At 63.5% G+C, this 19472-nt stretch carries 18 protein-coding genes and 1 pseudogene; 8 read left to right on the plus strand and 11 right to left on the minus strand.

Annotated features, from left to right (window positions below; translation table 11 throughout):
- Positions 1–2 precede the first annotated feature (2 nt).
- Entirely contained in the window at positions 3–629 is a 627-nt protein-coding gene (locus IF809_RS32140) for an FMN-dependent NADH-azoreductase (protein ID WP_462839539.1), read from the plus strand.
- A gap of 23 nt (positions 630–652) precedes the next feature.
- Here the strand turns inward: IF809_RS32140 and IF809_RS32145 are convergent, their stop codons facing one another.
- Genes IF809_RS32145 through IF809_RS32170 form a run of 6 tightly spaced genes read right to left on the minus strand, consistent with a single transcriptional unit; the run spans position 653 to position 6515 of the window.
- Positions 653–1702, minus strand: a complete 1050-nt coding sequence (locus tag IF809_RS32145; protein ID WP_128964406.1) for a LacI family DNA-binding transcriptional regulator — start codon at positions 1700–1702, stop codon at positions 653–655.
- A complete protein-coding gene (locus IF809_RS32150; protein ID WP_453982184.1) occupies positions 1699–2343 on the minus strand; it encodes a ThuA domain-containing protein in 645 nt (214 codons plus the stop codon). Before IF809_RS32150 ends, IF809_RS32145 begins: the two co-directional genes overlap by 4 nt.
- A gap of 10 nt (positions 2344–2353) precedes the next feature.
- Positions 2354–3451 (minus strand): Gfo/Idh/MocA family protein, encoded by a 1098-nt coding sequence (locus tag IF809_RS32155; protein WP_462839540.1) that lies wholly within the window; start codon positions 3449–3451, stop codon positions 2354–2356.
- Between the two features lie 22 nt (positions 3452–3473).
- Entirely contained in the window at positions 3474–4322 is an 849-nt protein-coding gene (locus IF809_RS32160; RefSeq protein ID WP_453982183.1) for a carbohydrate ABC transporter permease, read from the minus strand.
- Positions 4315–5241, minus strand: coding sequence for a carbohydrate ABC transporter permease (locus IF809_RS32165; protein WP_462839541.1), 927 nt, complete (start codon positions 5239–5241; stop codon positions 4315–4317). The genes IF809_RS32160 and IF809_RS32165 overlap by 8 nt, the downstream gene beginning before the upstream one ends.
- A gap of 14 nt (positions 5242–5255) precedes the next feature.
- Positions 5256–6515, minus strand: coding sequence for an extracellular solute-binding protein (locus IF809_RS32170; RefSeq protein WP_462839542.1), 1260 nt, complete (start codon positions 6513–6515; stop codon positions 5256–5258).
- Positions 6516–6679: 164 nt separating this feature from the next.
- On the opposite strand from IF809_RS32170, the gene IF809_RS32175 reads away from it, so the two are divergent.
- The gene (locus IF809_RS32175) at positions 6680–7438 is read left to right on the plus strand and encodes an SDR family NAD(P)-dependent oxidoreductase (RefSeq protein WP_462839543.1); all 759 of its coding nucleotides are present in this window, start codon (positions 6680–6682) and stop codon (positions 7436–7438) included.
- A 137-nt stretch (positions 7439–7575) separates the two neighbouring features.
- Here the strand turns inward: IF809_RS32175 and IF809_RS32180 are convergent, their stop codons facing one another.
- The 4 genes from IF809_RS32180 to IF809_RS32195 form a co-directional block, all read right to left on the minus strand.
- Positions 7576–8925: a carbohydrate porin gene (locus IF809_RS32180; RefSeq protein WP_128964399.1), complete on the minus strand. Its 1350-nt coding sequence runs from the start codon at positions 8923–8925 to the stop codon at positions 7576–7578.
- An 85-nt stretch (positions 8926–9010) separates the two neighbouring features.
- Positions 9011–10069: an ABC transporter permease gene (locus IF809_RS32185; RefSeq protein ID WP_462839544.1), complete on the minus strand. Its 1059-nt coding sequence runs from the start codon at positions 10067–10069 to the stop codon at positions 9011–9013.
- Positions 10066–11592 carry a sugar ABC transporter ATP-binding protein gene (locus tag IF809_RS32190; RefSeq protein WP_128964397.1) on the minus strand — a complete coding sequence of 509 codons (1527 nt, stop codon included), beginning with the start codon at positions 11590–11592 and terminating at the stop codon, positions 10066–10068. Before IF809_RS32190 ends, IF809_RS32185 begins: the two co-directional genes overlap by 4 nt.
- A 63-nt stretch (positions 11593–11655) precedes the next feature.
- Complete coding sequence (locus IF809_RS32195; protein WP_128964396.1) at positions 11656–12621, minus strand: sugar-binding protein; 966 nt, start codon at positions 12619–12621, stop codon at positions 11656–11658.
- A 255-nt stretch (positions 12622–12876) separates the two neighbouring features.
- On the opposite strand from IF809_RS32195, the gene IF809_RS32200 reads away from it, so the two are divergent.
- The gene (locus IF809_RS32200) at positions 12877–14163 is read left to right on the plus strand and encodes an ROK family protein (RefSeq protein ID WP_128964395.1); all 1287 of its coding nucleotides are present in this window, start codon (positions 12877–12879) and stop codon (positions 14161–14163) included.
- A gap of 733 nt (positions 14164–14896) precedes the next feature.
- Here the strand turns inward: IF809_RS32200 and IF809_RS32205 are convergent.
- Entirely contained in the window at positions 14897–15376 is a 480-nt protein-coding gene (locus IF809_RS32205) for a metallophosphoesterase family protein (protein ID WP_462839545.1), read from the minus strand.
- A gap of 140 nt (positions 15377–15516) precedes the next feature.
- Between IF809_RS32205 and IF809_RS32210 the strand changes: the two genes are divergently transcribed.
- The 5 genes and pseudogenes from IF809_RS32210 to IF809_RS32230 form a co-directional block, all read left to right on the plus strand.
- Positions 15517–15639, plus strand: coding sequence for a hypothetical protein (locus IF809_RS32210; RefSeq protein WP_283814958.1), 123 nt, complete (start codon positions 15517–15519; stop codon positions 15637–15639).
- A 12-nt stretch (positions 15640–15651) separates the two neighbouring features.
- A complete protein-coding gene (locus IF809_RS32215; RefSeq protein ID WP_462839546.1) occupies positions 15652–16212 on the plus strand; it encodes a DUF421 domain-containing protein in 561 nt (186 codons plus the stop codon).
- 57 nt (positions 16213–16269) lie between these two features.
- Positions 16270–17280: a cytochrome c oxidase subunit II gene (gene coxB / locus IF809_RS32220; RefSeq protein WP_462839547.1), complete on the plus strand. Its 1011-nt coding sequence runs from the start codon at positions 16270–16272 to the stop codon at positions 17278–17280.
- Entirely contained in the window at positions 17277–19190 is a 1914-nt protein-coding gene (ctaD, locus tag IF809_RS32225) for a cytochrome c oxidase subunit I (RefSeq protein ID WP_462839548.1), read from the plus strand. Before coxB ends, ctaD begins: the two co-directional genes overlap by 4 nt.
- Positions 19187–19472: pseudogene (locus IF809_RS32230) on the plus strand (cytochrome c oxidase subunit 3); the annotation flags it as partial. The gene ctaD and the pseudogene IF809_RS32230, both read left to right, overlap by 4 nt.

Genomic DNA, 19472 nt, shown 5'->3' on the forward strand with positions numbered 1-19472 from the left:
CAGTGGCGAAGCTCCTGCATCTATCCTGTTCGCCCCGCCCCGACTCCGAATCGGGCGCCGCCGCGCGCGTCTTCCTTGATGGCTTTCGCCAGGCCCGCCCCGACTGGGACATCGACGTCGTCGATCTCTGGCGCGAGCGGATGCCGGAATTTGCCGGTCCCATCGTCGAAGCCAAATATGCGCGCATGAAGGCGCAAGCCTTCAACGACGCGCAGCGGGACAGTTTTGCCGAGGCCGAACGGATGGCGTTGCGCTTCTCGCTGGCCGATCGCGTGCTGATCTCGACGCCGATGTGGAATTTCGGCATCCCCTACAAGCTGAAACAATGGTTCGACATTGTCATTCAGCCCGGTCTGGCGTTCCGGTTCGATCCGGTTGGAGGCTATCTTCCGCTCCTGAAGGACCGACCAACCGTCATCATCATCGCCTCCGGCAGCGATTTCGCCACCGGCATGAACCGCGGCCGGATCGACATGGCAACGCCCTACTTGCGCGAGGCGCTCCGCTTCATCGGCGTCAACGACGTGCGCTTCGTGCCGATCGGGCCGACGGCAGGTCCTGCCGAACCGGTCCTCGCTGCCCGCAGCTCCGCCCACCGCCGCCTCGCGGAGATGGCGAAGCAGTTCTGAGCGAGATGCGCGCAGACTGAAGCTTACGGCAGATTGTCCCGCAGGAAGATGTCGATTCGGATACGCTCCTGATCGGGGCTGATCGGCTCTTCCATGCAATGCGCCAGCAGCACCCGCGCCGCGGAGCGCGCCTCGTGGCCGGGGTCCTGGTTGATGATGGCGCCGAGCGTGCCACGAACCAGGAACCGTCGCGTATGCTGGGTCAGCTCATGGGCGATCCAGACCACCTCGTGCGCGCGGCCTGACGCCTCCAGCGCCTCGGCGATGCCGCGATTGCCGGCGCCGCAACAGTAGATGCCGCGCAGGTCCGCATGCCGCTTGAGCAGCGCGGCGGTGAGCTCCCGTGTGCGCTCGCTGTCGTCGCGGCCCTCGATGACAGGCAATGCGATGAGGTTGGGATACTCGCTGGACAGTATCTGGTGGAAGCCGAACTGCCGCTCGGCGTGATCGCGCAGCGACAATGATCCCGCGATCACGGCAACTTTCCCCTCGCGGCCGGAGAGGAAGCGCCCCATCAGCGTTGCCGCGGTTCGGCCCGCGGCGGGGTTGTCGATACCGACATAGTGCAGACGGCGCGAACTCGGCGCGTCCGACACCAGGGTCACGACGGCCACGCCACGCGCAGAGAGTTCGTCGATCGCGGCGCGCACCCGGGGATGGTCGAGCGCGATGACAGCGACACCCTGATAGGCCGGCGAGAGATTTTCCAGCGCGCGTGCCAGCACGTCCGGATCGAACACGTCGACATGGAGGATATCGATGAAACCGCGCTGGCTGGCGAGCCAGTCCGCGGTGCGCTGGACCTGCTCGGTCAGGTTGGTCATGAAGCTGTTGCTTCCGGTCGGCAGCACGAAGGCGAAGCGAAAGCTTTGCCCGCGCGCCAAACGCGCGGCCGCGATGTCGGGACGGTAGCCGAGCTTGGCGACCGCGGCCTCGACACGCGCGACGGTCTTGGCACGCACGCCCTCCCGCCGGTTGACGACGCGATCGACGGTGGCGAGCGAAACGCCTGCTGCGCGCGCGACGTCCTCCAGCGTGGCACGAACCGTCGGCTGCGGCGCGCCAGCTGTCATTCGCGCGCCGCCCATAGCATGCCCCGGGTCATCACTGTCCGGATCTCCGGCACGTCGAGTTCGTAGGCGCGGTGGCCAAGCGAGGAATAGAACACCCTGCCCGCACCGTAGCGCTTCTTCCAGACCACCGGCATCACCACTCCATCAATCCAGGGCGCATGCTCGCCGGTGAAAGTCGTTGTTGCCAGCACCTCGATGGCGGGGTCGACATGCATGTAATATTGCTCGGAACGATGCTCGAAGCTTTTCAGCCCCTTCATGATGGGATCGTCGGGCCTGGAGACGTCGACCTTGTAATCGATGATGTTGCCGGGATGCGCAACCCACTGCCCGCCACACAGGAACTGGTAGTCCACAGAATCACGGAACGCGTCACACATACCGCCATGATGCCCGGCGAGCCCGACCCCACCCCGTACGGCGGCGCAGAGATTGAGCGCGTCCGCCTTCTCGATCTTCGACATGGTGTAGATCGGGATGATCAACGAGAGGTCATGAATCCCTGGATCGCCGAACGCCTCTGTGGTCGTTTCGATCCGAACCTCGAAACCTTCGGCCTTCAGCCAGCCGCGGATCATCGAGGCGCAGAGATCGGGATCGTGCCCCGGCCAGCCGCCCCATACAATCATTGCCTTGCGCATGGTCATTCCCTCAGTCGATCTGCCCGGTCTCGCGTCCGGCCGGCAGCATCGCCGGCCGCTCGACGCGGCTCTCGATCTTGACGCGGCGGCCCTCATCAGCCGAGGTCTGGAACGCCTCCATCACCTCCAGCACGTGGAATGCGAGCGCGCCGCTGGCGCGATGCGGCCGGTTGTGCAGGATCGCCGAGGCCATGTCGGCGACACCGATCGAACGGAACTCGCCTTCGACATGACCGTGCGTCAACGGCATCGTTTCCCATTCGCCGCCGGTCCTCGCGACCTGCACTTCGCCGCCGAAGCGGTTCGGATCCGGCACCAGGATGCTGCCCTTGTCGCCGTAGATCTCGATCGGCGCATGCCGGTGCTTCGGCACATCGAAGCTCATCGCGATCGAGACGATAGCACCGCTCTCGAATTCCAGCGTGCCCGCAACATGGGTGGAAACCTCGACCGGGATCATGGTGCCGTTCATCGGCTGGCTGGTGACCAGACGCTCGGATTTCGGGCGTGCCGTCGAGCCCATCACGCTGGCAACCGGACCGAGCAGTTGCACGAGATCGGTGATGTAATACGGCCCCATGTCGAGCATCGGCCCGCCACCGCGCAAATAGTAGAAGCCGGGCGCGGGATGCCAGCGCTCGTGACCGGGGCAGCCGAAGAAGACGCTGCCGGCGACCGGCGTGCCGATCGCACCATCGTCGATCAGCTTGCGTGCAGTCTGGTGTCCGCCGCCGAGGAAGGTGTCCGGCGCGCAGCCGACGCGAAGGCTCTTCTGCGCGGCGAGATCGATCACCTTGCGGGCTTCCGCGACGTTGATGCCGAGCGGCTTCTCGGAGTGAACGTGCTTGCCGGCATTCAGCACCGCGAGGCTGACATCGGTGTGGGCCAGCGGCACCGTGAGATTGATGACGACCTCGACGTCGTCCCGCTTCAGCAGCTGATCGACCCGCATCGCCGGTAGACCAAAGGCGGCGCCCTGCCGCTCCGCGACATCGCTGCGCATGTCGGCCAATGCCCTCACCTCCATGACAGGGAAGCGCTGCGCCGCCTTGAGATAGGCGGTGCTGATCACACCGCACCCGATGATTCCGACGCCGACTTTTCTCATTTCTGTCTCCGTGACGTATCGATCATCCCTTCACTGCGCCTGCGGTGAGGCCGGCGACGATGTGCTTCTGCGCCAGCAGGAACAGAATGATCGTCGGAAGGATGGTGAGCGTGATGAAGGCCAGGATCAGGTGCCACTCCGACGAATACTCGCCCTGATAGACCATGATGCCGAGCGGCCATGGATAGAGTGCATCTGTGTTGAGCATCACCAGCGGCAGCAGATAGGCGTTCCAGCTGTTGACGAAGGTGATGGTCCCGACGGTCGCCAGGATTGGCCGGGACAACGGCAGCGTCACATAGCGGAAGAATTTGATGTAGCTGCAGCCGTCGACCAGCGCAGCCTCCAGCAGCTCATAGGGGATGTCCTTGAAGAAGCGGCGTAACAGCAGCACGCTCATGGCGAGGCTGAACGCCACTTGCGGCAGCGCGACGCCGAAATAGGTGTCAAGCAGGCCGAGATCGCGCACCTTGATGAACAGCGGCAGCACGGCGGTCGCCGCCGGAAACAAGAGGCCGAGGGTCAAATAGCTCAGCAGCATCGACGAGCCGAAGAACTTCACGTGAGCGAAGGTGAACGCCGCCATCGAGGCTGTGATCAGTGTCAACGTCACCGTGAGCGTCGAGATGATCAGCGAGTTGCGCAAGAGCTGCCAGTAGCGCCCTGAAAACAGGATATCCGCATAATTCTGCCATTCCCAATGACCGGGCAGGCCGAACGGATTGACGCGCAATTCGCCGAGCGACTTGAAGCCACCGAGCACGGTCGCGAGCAGCGGCACCAGCACGAAGACGGCGACGACGGCGAGGAACGCCACCTTGAACGGCACGGCGGGATCGAACGGCACACGGTTGGTCTCCGCACTACTCATCGCGCATGAACCATCGTTTGTACGTGAAGGCGAAGGTCACGCAGATCACGAACAGGATGACGCCGATGGCGCTGCCATAGCCGACCCGCATCCGCGAGATGCCGTTGTTGTAGAGGAAACTCACCATCGTGTTGGAGGAGTCCGCAGGCCCCCCACGCGTCAGCGGCATGACGAGGTCGAATAGTTGCAACGACCCTACGATGGCGAAGAACACGGACAAGCGGATCGTTGGATACAGCAGGGGGATGACGACATGGCGCAGGGCTTGCGCGCGCGTTGCGCCGTCGATCCGCGCCGCCTCGACCAGGCTTTTGTCGAGACTCTGCAGCGCCGCGATGAATAACATCATGTGGAAGCCAAAGTACTTCCAGACGATCACGATCAGCACCGCCAGCATGGCCGTGTCGGTCGAGGCCAGGAGATGCGGCGGCTCGGCGCCGAAGGTCCGCCAGATCGAGGCGACGAGACCGTAATCGCCGTCATAGACGAACGAGAAGATCAACCCGGTCGCGATCTCAGCCAAGATGTAGGGCATGAAGAACAGCATGCGCAGCGCCACCGCCCCGCGAAAGCGCTCGGCGAGCATCAAGGCCAGCGTGAGCGCGAGCGGCAACTGGATGGCGAGCGAGACCACGATGATCAGCCCGTTGTTGCGTAGCGCGAGCCAGAAGGCGCGGGTCTCCAGCACAAAACGGTAGTTGTCGAAGCCGATCCAGTTGGTCGGCCGGCCAAAGCCGTTCCAGTTGAAACCAGAATACCAGGCTGCTTCGCCGATCGGCAGCACCACGAACAGCGTGAACAGCAGCAATGCCGGTGGCAGGAACAAGATCAGGACGGTGAAGCGGCCGTCCCAGCTCGGTCCGCGCAGCGCCTGAGGGGCCGCCTTGCCAGCAACGCTGATCGGCGAGGTCATCGCCATCCGCCGCGCCACCGTCAGTTACCCTGCTTGAACGCCGCTTCGATCGCTTTCGCTGCGTCCTGCGGGCTCATGCTGCCCCCAGCGATCTCCGCCGAGACGTCGTTGACGACGCGACCGACCGAGGGGCCGAGGCTCTGGTCATAGAAGTTCTGGTGATACTGCGACTTTGCGAGATTGGCCGCGATCATCTTCATGAAGGAATTGTTGAGGCCGGCCTCCGCGCCCTGCACCACGGGGATGATGTAGCTGCCGGCAGCGAGCCTCGTCTGCACGTCCTTCGAAATGAAGTACTTCAGGAAATCGACCGCTTCCTTGGGCGAGCCCTTGGTGACCAGCCAGCCGGTGATGCCGCCAAGCGTGTCCGTCGGCTCTCCCTTGCCACCGGCTACGACCGGAAAATCGAACCAGCAGATTTTGTCTTCGCTCAATCCGACCTTGTCGGCGGCGAGCGCGCGCTGCAGATTATAGGCACTGGAGATCGCGAGCGTCATCGCCGCCTTGCCGTCGCCGAAATAGCCGACGGCCTGCGGGTTCTTGAAGCCGAGGAATCCGTTCTGGAACGGCTGGAGGTCGACGAGCTGCTTGAACAGCTCGCCGGACTTCTGGAAGGTTTCGCCGGCGAAGCCGCCATTCTCGTCGCGCAGCGCTGCATCGAATGCCGCCTTACCGCCGATGCGCACCGCAAGGTGGGTCCAGTAGAAGTGCAGCGGCCATTTGTCGGCGCCGCCGACCACGATCGGCGTCACGCCGGCTGCCTTGAGTGTCTTCACCGCGGCGAGCAGATCGTCCCAGGTCTTGATTGCGGCGGGATCAACCTTGGCCTTGACCATCAGCTCCTTGTTGCAGAGGAAGCCGACCTGCGAGAGCGCGATAGGCAGGCCATAGACACGGCCGTTGCTGGTAAAGGCGGCGAGCGCTGCCGGGGTGAGGCTGTCGCTGTATCCCTTCACTTGATCAGTGATGTCCTCGAGGACACCGGCCTCGATCTGCGTCTTCAGGACGCCGCCGGCCCAGCTGTAGATGATGTTCGGCCGATCCTTGGATTGCAGGATGGTCGGCAGCTTGGCCTTGTAGGCCTCGTTCTCGAGGAACTGCATCTCGATCTTGACGCCCGGATGCGACGCCTCATAGGCACGCGCGACGTCCTCCCAGATCTTCACCTGGGCCGGGTTGACCTCGATGTGGAGCCATTTCACCGTGGTATCGGCGACCGCGACATTGACCACAAGGAGACATGCGGCAGCGGCGAGTCCCAGCTTCTCGAGCAGTCTCATCAGATCCTCCCGGCAGCTTTTATTCTTTGAGCGCAATCCTGCTCTCGATTTTTGAGGTACGCAACTAAAATTCTGATCTATGCACCTCACGAAAGGAATGGCTAAGGTCCGGAAAAGAATCAGGGCGACCCGTCGCGTCGCCCGCAACACATTGAGAGATATCCATGGCTGCCATTTACTCCGACCTCGCCGGCAAGGTCGTGCTCGTCACCGGAGGTGCGGCGGGAATTGGGGCTGCGATCGTGCGGCGGTTCGCGGAGCAGAAATCCAAAGTCGTGTTCTTCGACATCAGGGTCGACGAGGGACAACGCCTGGCGCGCGAGCTGTCCGATCGGGGCCTCGCTGCGCATTTCCAGCACGTCGACCTGACCGACATCCCCGCGCTACGCGCAGGCGTGGCGGAGGCGCGCAACACGCACGGCGCGATCAATATCCTCGTCAACAATGCCGCGCATGACGAACGGCACAAGACCGAGGAGATGACACCCGAATATTGGGACGACCGCATCGCCGTCAACCTCAAGCACCAGTTCTTTGCATCGCAAGCCGTGCTGCCGGACATGAAGGCCGCGAACGCCGGCGCCATCATCAATTTCGGCTCGGTATCCTGGATCGCGGGACAGGGCGGCATGGCGGCCTACACCGCCAGCAAATCAGGCGTGATCGGCCTGACGCGCTCGCTGGCGCGCGATTACGGCCCCAATAATATCCGCGTCAACGCGATCGCACCGGGCTGGATCATGACGGAGCGTCAGCTCGAGAAATGGATGACGCCGGCGGGCGAGATCGAACTCCAGCAGAGACAGTGCCTGAAGCGCCGGCTCGTGCCGGACGAGGTCGCGAAATTCACCGTCTTCCTCGCTTCCGACGAAGCCTCCGCCTGCACCGCGCAGCACTACATCGTCGATGGCGGCTGGGTCTGAGACGCCCGCTGCGCCCTTTTCGTCAGTAGGCTCAGCGCGCGAGCTCCTGCCGGCCCGGATCTGACGACGACGATGCATGCCCGAGTACGGGCATGCATCGAAGTCGTGCGGCGCGCTCTGATCGAACGCGCCACCGTTCAGAAGTGGACCTCGGTACGCATACCAAGAACCACGGCATTGTCGGTCTTCACGCCCGCGCCGTTGTAGCCGCGCCCGCCGGGATTGATCACGTATTGCGCGTCGAATTTGAGATTCATCCAGCCGGTCGCCTGCCATCCGTACCAGACTTCGAGCGGCACTTCGTTGCCGCCGGCGTTGGGGCTGAGGGCCGCCGAGTTCACGTGGGTCGTGCCCACGGCGAAGCCGACTTCGTCCTGGGGACGCCAGGCGAACGTTCCGGTGTGCTTGAAGCCGCCGGCGATCTGGTAGTCCTGGTACGAGGTCCGGTGATCGGCAACCGTCGTATTGAGGAAGGCGTACCACCCGACCGCGCCGGCCCCATCCACTGTCAAGCGTTGCAGGATCGATTCGTAGACGCCGTAGCGGCCGCGCTGATCCCCGAGATTCTGATCCGGGACGCCGCCGACGCCCGGAACGGTGGAGATGATACCCGGCATGCCGCCATCAATGGTGGAGGCGCTGTCATACCAGCCGCCAAATCTCCAGGTCCCGGTCAAGGGAGCCTTGGGTGTCCAGACCAACTCCACCGGCACCAGCACGCCGCTGGCGGGAGTCGAGTGAGGAACGCCCGGCAGGAAATAGACGGTCGGATCGTCGGTCGTGAGATAATTCGGATTGGCGTCGTAGACGCCGGCAGAAATCGTGAACTCCGGGGCGAACTTGTAGTGGACGACGCCGGCCCACTGGCTCACCGGCCAGTTATAGATGTACCCGCCCTGGATGTTGCCCGGCTGACCGCCGCAGAAGGTCAGGTTGATGAACTCGCACAGACCGAAGAAGAAGTCCGAACCGACCGGAAGGCGGCCGCCCTTGAGTTCGAGGCGGTCATCGAAGAGCTTCTGCGAGTAGTAGAGCTGCGTCAGTCGCAGAATGTTGCCGCGGCCGAACACTTCGTTGGTCAGTTGCAAGGCGGGAATGCCCGCTTCGGTATTCAGATTCTTTCCGAAACGATCGACCAATGTAAGACCGATGGTGCCACCCTGGATGCCGACAAGCTTGCCCATGTCGAACTTCGCGCCAAACCACAGTTGCCCGGCATTGGCCGCCGTGTTCTTGCTTCCGCCCGACAGATTGCCGACGGCTTCGTCGCCGAGCGTCAGGCCCAGCTCGATGCCTTGCTCCTTGAGCTTCGTCCTGCCGAGATCGCCGAACAGATACGGCCTCGTCCAGAAATCATCGGTCGCATAAGGGACCGGCGGTGCCTTCGTGAGAAGATCGGCGGCATTCGCTCCACCGCTCAGCAGTGATGACAAAACGACCCCCGCGCCGCACAGACGTGCGACGTAAACTGATCTATGCAACGGCATTTGTAGTACTCCAAGCGTCCCCGGCTTTGTCTGTTTCTTGTCGCGCTCCCGCCCAAAGCCCTGCAGCGGGTAACGCGCTAAGCTGTCATCGGCGATCGCCCGTGCCTGTCGTCAAAGCCGCCGATCCGCGTGGCGCGCCCGACTCGCCTTGCGACGTCGTCGCTTTGGATGGGGTGCGGACCATGCTGGCCAACGCCATCTTCCGCTGCCGCCGGGTCTGCAATTGCCGATCCGCCAGCACACCGATCAGGATCACCGATCCCATCACCGCGAAGTTCAGGGAATTGGGGATGCCGAGGATATTGACGAGATTCTGGAGCACCTGGAGCAGCGCGGTCCCCAGCACGATTCCGAGAATGGAGCCCTCGCCGCCGCGCAGGCTGCACCCGCCCAGGACGGCGGCGGCGATCGCATAGAGTTCGTAGAAATTGCCGAACGAACTCGGCGAGACCGAATTGGTGTAGAACACGAACATCACGGTCGAGACGCCGGCCAGGCCGCCGCTGATGATATAGGCGGTCGCGATCACGAGGTTCGTGCTGATGCCCGAGAAGCGTGCCGCCTCCTCGTTCTTGCCGACGGCATAGAGCCAGCGCCCGTACACCGAACGGTGCAGCAGAACGCCGAGGATCAGCGCCAGAATGACCAGGAAGATGAAGGTGTTCGGGATACCCGCGACGTTGCCCGAGGCGATGTTGCTGAGCGTGGCGGCTTCGTCGCCATAACCGAAGCCACGCGTCGAGTCGCTCGTATAGTAGCGCGCGGTGCCGCGATAGATCAGCAGGCCGCACAAGGTCACGATGAACGGCTGCATCTTCAGCCGCGTGATCAGGAAACCCTGGATGGCGCCGAGCGCCACTCCGCCCAGCAGGACGAGCAACAGCGCCAGCGGCCAGGGGACCTGATACGTCGTCAGCAGGTCGATGAAGACGACGCCGAGCAGCGCGAACATCGAGCCGAGCGAGAGATCAATTCCTCCGGTAATGATTACCAGCCCCTCGCCGAGCGCGAATACGCCGAACAGGCCGATGAGATTGGCCATGTTCAGCAGGTTCACCAGCGACAGGAAGGCCGGATTGATGATGCCCGTGATGGCCGAGATGACCACCAGCAACACGGCGAGGCCAAGTTCCTTCTTCGTCATGACGCAGCGACTTCCGTGGTTTGCACCGCCTGGCCCATCGCTAGCCGCAGCACGTTGTATTCGCTGAGCTGATCGCGCTCCAGAACGCCGCTGACCGCGCCTTCATGCATCACCGCCACCCGGTCGGAGACGCCGATCACCTCCTCCATGTCCGAGGAGATCATCACGATCGCCACGCCCCGGTCGGCAAGATCGCGCATCAGCGCGTAGATCTCGCTCTTGGCGCCGACATCGATGCCGCGGGTCGGCTCGTCGAAGAACATCACGCGCGGCTGCATGGACAGCCATTTGCCCAGCACGATTTTCTGCTGGTTGCCGCCGGAGAGCGCCACGGCCTCGATATCGACGCTCGGCGCCTTGATCGACAGGCGCCTCGCCTGTTCATTCGCGGCCTTGCGCTCGGCCGCGCCGTCGACCAGCCACATCCGCGCGTAATTCAGCAGGCTTGCAAGCGTCACGTTCTCCCGGATCGGCAGCTCCAGCACCAGTCCGGACTTCTTGCGGTCCTCCGGCACCAGGTAGATGCCCTGTTCGATCGCGTCGCGCGGCGAGGCAACGCCGACCGGCACGTCGTCGATCCTGATCTCGCCACCCAGCAGCGGGTCGATGCCGAAGGCGGTCCGCGCCAGGGACGTGCGGCCGGCGCCGACGAGACCGGCGAGCCCGAGGATCTCGCCACGACGGACCGAGAGATTGATGTGCCTGTCGGGAAAAGCGGTGGTCACGAGATCGACGATGTTGCAGCCGCCCGGCTGCGGCGGGCGCTTCGGCGGCGTGTACAGCGCTTTCAGATCGCGGCCGATCATCAGCCGGATCATCGCGACATGGCTGAGCTCATGCCGCGCCAGTTCGCCCACCGTTCGCCCGTCGCGCAGCACCACGACGCGATCGGCGCAGCTCATGATCTCGCCCAGCCGATGCGAGATGTAGATCACCGAAATGCCATGTGTCTTCAGGTCCGCAATTACCTCGAGCAGCCGTTCGGTCTCGGAAATCGTCAAGCTCGAGGTCGGCTCGTCCATTATGATGATACGGGCGTCGATCGAGAGGGCCTTTGCGATTTCCACCATCTGGCGCTGCGCGATCGACAAATCGCCGACCAGCGTATCGGGGGTGAAGTCGGCGCCCAGCCGCGCCAGCAGAGGCGTCACGCCGGCGCGCATTTGTGCGCTGTCCACCAGCTTCAACGGGCCGCCGGTCAGCTTCTCGCGACCGATGAACACGTTGGCTGCAACATCCAGATTCTCGAACAGATTGAGCTCCTGGTGCACAAAGGCGATGCCGGCCCGCGTCGCCTCGCCCACCGTCATGCGGGCGTATTCCGTGCCAGCGATGCGGATGACGCCCTCGCTCGGCTCGATCACGCCGCCCAAGACGCGCATCAGCGTCGATTTGCCCGCGCCGTTCTCGCCGATAAGGCCCAGCACTTCGCCACGATGCAGGCGCAGGCTGACATTATCGAGAGCCCTGACGCCGGGATAAGTCTTCCCGATCCCCGCGAGCTCAAGCAGCGTCTCCACCATTCGGCGCTCCCTCCCATCCAGCGCCCGGCAGAGACAGCTGCCGGGCACCGAAATGCGCTGACGTCACTTCTTGAGCAGGTCCTTCAACTGCGCCGTGAACTCGGCGACATTGGCCTTGCTGATCACCTTGGTCGGAACGATCAGCTTGCTATCCTTGGGAATCCAGGACTTGTCGCCGTTCAGCGTCTTGATGATGTTGGTCGCCGAGAGGTATCCGAACTCATAGGGCTGCTGCACGACGGTCGATTCGATCGTGCCGTCGGAAATACCCCGCAGCGTGCGCTGATCCTCGTCGAAACCGACGATCTTCACCTTGCCGGCCTTCCCCGCCGCCTTGACCGCGTCATAGATCAGCGGCGTCTCGTAGCTCCACAGACCGGACAACAGCGCGATATCAGGGTATTTGACGAGAACGTTCTCCATGTTCGCCTTGGCCTTGGCGAAGTCGACCTGATCGGTGAACACGTCGACCAGCTCGACCTTGGTGCCGGCGATCGCGTCCTTGATGCCCTGCACCCGTTCACGCGCGTTGTCCGCGTCCATCGTTCCCACGAACAAGGCGATCTTGCCGCCGTTCGGCAGCGCCTTCTTGATCTCCTCGCCCGCCTGGCGGCCGGCCGCGATGTTGTCGGTGCCGATATAGGCGAGACGCTTGCTCTGGGGCGCGTCGCTGTCGGTCGTGATCAACACGGTCTTGGCCGCGACCTTGTTGAGCTCTTCGGTCGCGTGCGGCGCGTCATCCACCGAGATGGAGATCCCGGCAACGCCACGCACCAGGAGATCGTCCAGCTCCCGCCGCTGACCGGCGGCGGTGCCCTCGTTGGTGACGATTAATTCGATGTTGTAGTCCGGATGCTCCTTCTGCGCCTTCTCGAGGCCACGACCAGCAATGGTCCAGAAGTCGGCAGCAACGTTGGTGACCAGCGCAATGGTCTTTTTCTGCTGCGCCTCGGCCAGGCCCGATGTCATGGCGAGCACGGCTGCGCTCGCACAAAACGGCACGATCCATTTCTTCAGCAAACCGTTCATGTGTTACCTCCCTTTCGTCAGACCGGTATCCCCCGGCGTTGACGTCCAGCGCTTGTTGCGCCCTATTTAATTTTGTGTGTGAATAAATTAGGAGGGGGTAATTAGCTCGTCAAGCGTGATCTGCAGTCTGTCTTCACTCTGCAATAGTATTGCCGGTAACATGTGACGTATTTGCCGCGTTTGGAACGACACCGTGCCGCATGTACGAAAGTCGAATAGTCGAATAATTTCAACCGACGAATTAAAGGACGCCGCATGGACGATGAGCTCAAGCCGACGCGCACTTCCAGCCAGGCTCGCGGATCGAACCGCGGCCGCCTCATCGAAGCCCTGCGGCGCCAGGGCCCGATGCCGCGCGTGGAGCTCGCCCGCAGCACCGGGCTGAGCTTCCCGGCCATTTCGGCGATCACCTCGAGGATGATGGCCGAAGAGCTGCTGTCCGAGACGGACGCGACGACGGCCTGGCCCGAGGATGGCGGCGAAGACGACGCGGACGGCAATGGCCGCCGTCGCGGCCGGCCGGCCATCCAACTGACGCTCAATCCCGGGTTCGGCCGCATCATCGCGGTCTCCCTGCGCATGAACCTGATCGAGACGCTGCTCGCCGATTTCAGCGGCTCGGACCTGGCGCAATCCCGTCTTGCCCTCGAGACCCGCGCGCTCGATGCAACGGCGCTGTGTGATATCGTGATCGCACAGATCGACAGCATGCTGGAGGCGACGGGCACGCCGCGCCATCGGCTGCTCGGCATTGGAATCGCGCTGCAAGGCATCGTGAATGCCGATACCGGACGGCATCTCTGGAGCCCGGCGCTGTCGGTCACCGACGTCGATCTGGCGACGCCGATCCGCCGGACCTTCGAGGTGGATGTGGTGATTGCGAACGACGCCGTCCCGGTCGCTCTGGCCCTCGCTGCAGCCGAGCCGGCGCTGGCGGAGGGCCTTGCAGCCACGATTACGGTCGGCCACGGCGTCGGAATGGGCGTCGTCGTCGACGGCGAGGCACGTTGGGGCGTCGGCGCCAGCAGCGAGATCGGCCATGTCAAGCTGGCCCCGAACGGGCCGCAATGCCGCTGCGGCCAGCGCGGATGCGTCGAGGCCTATCTCGCCGATTATGCGCTCTACCGCGACGCTCGCACCATCATCGACCTGCCGCCCGCGACCTCGCAACAACCGTCGGAAGCGCAGATGGCCCTGCTGCGGGACAGGGCACGGGACGGCGATCCCCGCCTCGAGCAATTGTTCCGGCAGGCCGGCAACGCGCTCGCGGAGGCGGTCGCCGCCACAATATCGGTGCTGCGCCCGCATCACGTCGTTCTCGCCGGTCCCGGCTTGCAGGCCTTCGACATGATGCGCGACGCCTATCAGGAACGACTGGAGCAGGCCGTGTTGCCGTGGTTGCTCAAATCCACGGCGATCTATGTGCGCCCCAGCAAGTCGGCGGCAATCGTCGACGGCATGGTGCGGAGGACGCTGCGGGTCGTCGACCGAAACTACATGGAGACGGCCGAGCGAACCCGGGGAGCTACGGTGCTCGCTTGAATCGAGCGATGGGACCGAGCGCTGCACGCAGTTTTGCGGCCTCGCGGCGTGTTTCACCCGAGCTTTTGCTTTCCGTTCTGCCCTCTCGAACCAAGAGGGCGCAGGGAAGACCGGGTGCCGACCTCGCACCCGCGGTCCGCTGCGCGAAAATGTAGCGCAAAAAGACCGCACAGCAGCATACAGGTGGCGCCGAACACTCGGCCTTCCCTGCGCGATGGTTTGACGGCTTATGCCGTGCTCTCCCGGGAGCCGATTTCCCTCTGGCCTCCCTCACCCCGCGAATTGACGATGTGGTTGATCCGGTTGGACGCTCCACACCTCCGCGACAGGCTTGACCGTAGCAACGACGGCCAGGACCACACGGTTTTGCCGTACGCACGGCTCGCTTGTTCGCCGCATGATCCCCCGGCTTCGTCGAAGTTGCCGGAAGCATGCTGGCGAGACGAACCTGACAGCGCCGTTCGTCTGCGCGCGGTTACGGGCTCACAGGGACTACCCGCCCTGCCCGCACCTCTCGCGCCCAACGCCGCCCGCGTCCACCGCAAGCCCGGCTCGCAATCAAGACGACTCGAGACCGCCCCTCAAGGATGAGCCGGGATGGGCGACACATACGACATTTCCGAATTTCGGTAAAGTGGAATATTTTTATGAGAAGGGATTGACAGGGGGGGCGAGGTGTTTTGCCCGACGTCTGCATTTCGGCTTTGGTATGAAATCGACCATTCAAGACGGCTTATGCGGGCCGCCCGGGAGATTCGTCGAGGGTATGAATGACCGGCAGCAGCTCGCCACCCTCACCGATATCGAGCGTTGCGAGCGTGATCGGAAGCCTGAAGCGCCGCGGCCCGGCGCTTCCCGGATTGAGGTAAAGGACTCCAGCATCCATCCTGACGCTCGCACGATGCGAATGACCGTAGATGACGGCATCAACAGCGCCCGGCCGCTTGTCCTTCAATTCCGCAAGATCGTGCAGAATATAGAAGCGGTGATCACCCAGGCGCAGCGTCTCCGCGGCCAGATACCGGTCTGCCCAACCGCCAACGTCGACATTGCCTCTGATGGCGGTGACAGGCGCAATCCTGCGCAGGCCCTCGAGCACATGCTCGGCACCGATATCGCCGGCGTGGATGATATGCGTGACGCCCGCCAAGTATTGTTCAACCTGCGGCCTCAGCAGACCGTGAGTATCCGAAATCACGCCAATTCTGGACACAGGACCTCTCCTCACGGCAACCAACGTAGGAACCACAGCGGCACGCGCGCATTGCCCGAATATCTAGCGGGAGCCTGCGAATGAGCAATAGCGGCGCGGGAAATGGACGCCGCTCAGCGCCAGGATGCGGAGGACCATGAATGCCTGAAGACCTTCGCGCGATTACCCAGCCCGGAGCTGTCATCGCTGTCCTGATCATCCTGCTCTTGATGGCGGCGGCGGACGCCGCAATCTTCATCGCGACCCGGGGTTGGCCGCTCTAGTCAGGCAGTCCGATGGTCGATGTTGGACATATTTTCTATCAAGGCTGGGCGCCGCTGTTACGAACTGCCATCGGCACCACGTTCACCTATGTCGCTCTGGTCATCATGCTCCGCGTCGCGGGTCCCAGAACGCTGGCGAAATGGTACGCCTTCGACCTGATCGTCACCGTCGCGCTGGGCTCCACCTTCGCCAACAGCGTTCTTTCCGGCAACATCAGTGTTGCGCAATCATTGGTTGGCTTCGCCATCCTGATCGGCCTGCAATTCGTGATCGCCTTCGCCGTGGCGCACTGGAGTCAGTTGCGGGTCGTCGTCAATCCACAACCCACGCTGCTGCTGCTCGACGGGAAATTCGTTCACGATGCGATGCGCCGGCAGCGCGTCGCCGAGGCGGATGTGCGTGCCGCGATCCGGCACCAAGGCATTGACCGCGTTGAGAATGTCGGCGCGGTCGTGCTCGAGGCCGACGGCACATTCAGCGTCATCAAGCAGCTCGGATCGAGCGCCTCCGCGCTCGCCGACGTTCCGGAGCTTGGCGGCTCCAACGCCGCCAACCGCTCCGATGACGAATAGGAACCTTCAAACGTTTGTCCGGTTCGCTCCCGGAAAAGGGGAGCATGGCGAACATCGATGCCTGTCCGGATGCGAACGGCTCTGGTGCCATCTGCGACGTTGCCGCTGGCCGCTTGCGCAGGCCGGCAGTCCGCGCTCGACCCGCAGGGACTTCAATCCGGCGAGATATTCCACACTCTCTCCGTCTTCCTGATCGTCGCGGCCCTCGTCTGGATCGCCGTGGTGATCGTCCTTGGGCTAAGCATGCTGCGCCGGAAGCGCGCGGCCGACCAGCCGCTCGCGCTGCACCAGCCGTTTGAGCGAGCCAGCGGTCGCGTCATCTTCGTGTTGGGGCTTGCAACCCTGGTCATCGTGCTCGGGCTCTCGATCGTCAGCTATGCCGGCCAACGCACAGTCTTCGCCAAGGACGAGAACGCGCTCACGCTCAAGATCATCGGGCATCAATGGTGGTGGGAAGTCCGCTACGAGGACGACAGCCCCGCCCGGAGCTTCGTGGCCGCAAACGAGATCCGCATTCCGGCCGGGAAGCCCGTGAAGGTCGAGTTGGAGTCCGCCGATGTGATCCACAGCTTCTGGGTCCCCAGCCTGACCGGCAAGATGGACCTCATCACCGGGCAGAAGAACGAGCTGCAATTCACAGCGAAGAATGCCGGCGTCTATCGCGGCCAATGCGCCGAATTCTGCGGCCTTCAGCATGCCCATATGGCCTTCGCGGTGCTCGCGCTGCCGCCGGACGAATTCGGCCGCTGGCGCGACCACGAAAACGAAAGCGCGCGCGATCCGGCCGACCAGCTCGGCAGGCTGGGCGAGCAGCTGTTCCGCGCGCGAGGCTGTGCGCTCTGCCACAGCATCCGCGGTACGCTCGCCGGCGGCCAGCTCGGCCCTGACCTCACCCATGTCGGCAGCCGGACGACGGTCGCGGCCGGAACGCTGCCGATGTCCCCGGCAACGCTTGCGGCCTGGATCGCCGATCCCCAGCACATCAAGCCCGGAAACTACATGCCGAAGATGCCGCTGCAATCGGACGAGCTCATCGCGATTCTTCATTATCTGGAGCAGCTCAAGTGAGCATTGTGGCCGAGCAACGCGAGCTGCGCGACGACGCGCTCAATGGTCTGCAGCTTTCGACGCGGCTCGAGAACCTCTGGCGGACGCCGTCCGGCTTTTTCGGGGCACTTGCGTCGGTGGACCACAAGGTTGTCGGGCGCCGCTACATCGTCACGGCATTCGTGTTCCTGCTGCTCGGCGGGGTTCTCGCAGTGCTGATGCGCGTTCAGCTCGCCGGCCCCGAGAAGACGTTCTTGTCGGCCGACAAGTACGACCAGATCTTCACCATGCACGGCTCGACGATGATGTTCCTCTTCGCCGTGCCTGTCATGGAGGCATTCGCCGTCTATCTCGTGCCGCTGATGGTCGGAACGCGCAACATCGCCTTCCCGCGCCTGAATGCCTTCAGCTACTGGATGTTCCTGTTCGGCGGCTGTTTCCTCTGGATTTCCTTCATGCTCAATGTCGGCCCTGACGTCGGCTGGTTTGCCTACGTTCCGCTCTCGTCATTGCAGTACACCCCGACGAAGCGGCCAGATGTCTGGGCGCAGATGATCACCTTCACGGAGGTCGCCGCGCTCGCGGTCTCCGTGGAGATCGTCGTGACCGTTTTCAAGCTGCGCGCGCCGGGAATGACGCTCGACCGCATTCCGCTTTTCGTCTGGGCCATGCTGGTCACCAGCTTCCTGGTGATGTTCGCGATGCCCTCGATCATGGTCGCATCGACCTCGTTGATCCTGGACCGCCTCGTCAACACGCGCTTCTACGACTCGTCTTCGGGCGGGCATCCCCTGCTCTGGCAGCACCTGTTCTGGTTCTTCGGCCATCCCGAGGTCTACATCATCTTCATCCCCGGCACCGGCATGGTCTCGATGATCCTCGCAACGTTCGCGCGCCGTCCGGTGATCGGCTACCCCGTCGTCATCCTCTCGTTGATTGCGACGGGTTTCCTGTCGTTCGGCCTGTGGGTCCACCACATGTTCGTCACCGGCCTGCCGCAGCTCGGCGCCGGCCTGTTCACGGCCTCCAGCATGCTGATCGCGGTGCCGAGCGGGCTCCAGATTTTCTGCTGGCTTGCGACGCTCTGGGATGGCCGCCCTGTCTACCGCACGCCGCTGCTGTTCGTCCTCGGCTTCATCGTCATCTTCGTGATCGGCGGTCTGTCCGGCGTGATGGTCGCCTCGGTGCCGATCGACACCCAGGTGCACGACACCTATTTCGTCGTCGCCCATTTCCACTACGTGCTGATCGGCGGCGCCGTGTTCCCGCTCATCGGCGCCGTCTACTACTGGTTTCCCAAGATCGCCGGCCGGATGCTGAGCGAGCGGCTCGGACGCTGGCACTTCTGGCTCGCCTTTGTCGGCTTCAATGTCGCGTTTTTCCCGATGCATATTCTCGGACTGATCGGGATGCCGCGGCGGGTCTACACGTATACCGCCGACATGGACTGGGCCCACCTCAACCTGCTCTCCAGCGCCGGCGCCGCCATCTTCGCGATCAGCTTCGCGCTATTGCTCGTCAATGTGATTCATAGCCTCCGCAGCGGGGCCCTGGCGGGCGACAATCCCTGGGACGCCTCGACCCTGGAATGGGCGACCACGTCGCCGCCGCCGCCGCAGAACTTCGATCGCATTCCCATCGTCAAACATCGCGATCCCCTCTGGTTCGACAACGAGAGCCTGCCTGTGGTCGCAGGTCTCAGCGTGGAGCGCCGCGAGGTGCTCATGACCTCGCTCGCGGAAGCCGAGCCGCAGATCCGTGAGGCGTCTCCCGAGCCGAGCATCTGGCCGCTGCTGACGGCGATCGCCACCACGGTGTTCTTCATCGGCTCGATCTTCACGCCCTGGGCCGTGCTGTGGGGCACGCCGCCGATGGCGGTCACCTTGATCGGCTGGTTCTGGCCGAGCGGCAGCAAGGAGGACGAGGAGTGAGACAGACCATCGTCCGCAATGTCGCCGAGCTGCCGACCTATGGCTACGGCCCGCGCAGCGGCCCCTGGTGGGGCGCCATGGGCTTCATGGCGCTGGAGGGCATGGGATTTGCTATCGCCATCGGCGCCTACCTCTATCTCTATGCCGTCAACCCGAACTGGCCGATCGGCGCTGCGCCGCCCGATCTCTGGCCCGGCACGGCCGAGACGATCATCTATCTCTTGAGCATCATCCCGAACGAAATGATCAATCGCGTGGCGCACCGGCAGGATCTTGCCAGGG

Source organism: Bradyrhizobium sp. UFLA06-24 (assembly GCF_054967145.1).